Annotated in this window: 1 protein-coding gene; it reads right to left on the bottom strand. The window is 62.8% G+C overall.

The features are described 5' to 3' along the window. Window positions 1-49 precede the first annotated feature (49 nt). On the bottom strand, window positions 50-492 hold a 443-nt coding region (locus RM844_RS32225; RefSeq protein WP_311670995.1), incomplete at its 5' end, for a xanthine dehydrogenase family protein molybdopterin-binding subunit.

Here is a 492-nt window from a genome sequence, read left to right as displayed (position 1 = left end):
CTGCGGCTGTTGACCCACAGTTCGATATCCATGGTGTTCTCCGCCGGGTTCAACTCGGTTCTCCCATCAACATTTCCAGGGTGATCGGCAGGTCCCGCAACCGCTTCCCGGTGGCATGGAAGACGGCGTTGGCGATGGCGGCGGGCACTCCGCAGGCGCCGATCTCACCGATGCCGCGTATCCCAAGTGGGTCGAGCCCGTAATCGGGGCGGTCGATGAACGCGATGTCGTACTCGGGGACGTCGGCGTGGGTGGGCAGGTAATACTCACCGATCAGTTGTGCGGTGTGGGGGTCGTAGGACACTTGTTCGTACAGCGCCATGCCGATACCGAAGGTGATGCCACCCATCACTTGATTGCGGGCGAGTTTCGGATTGAGCACCCGCCCGCAGTCCATTGTCGCCACCCAGCGCGTCACTGTGGCCTTGCCGAGGTCCTCGTCCACCTCGACCTCGCAGAAGTGGGCGCCGAATGACTGGGAGACGGCTGATC

Origin of the sequence: Streptomyces chisholmiae, assembly GCF_031845445.1 — a bacterium.
GTDB lineage: Bacteria > Actinomycetota > Actinomycetes > Streptomycetales > Streptomycetaceae > Streptomyces > Streptomyces chisholmiae.
This window is presented reverse-complemented; position numbering and strand designations above follow the sequence as displayed.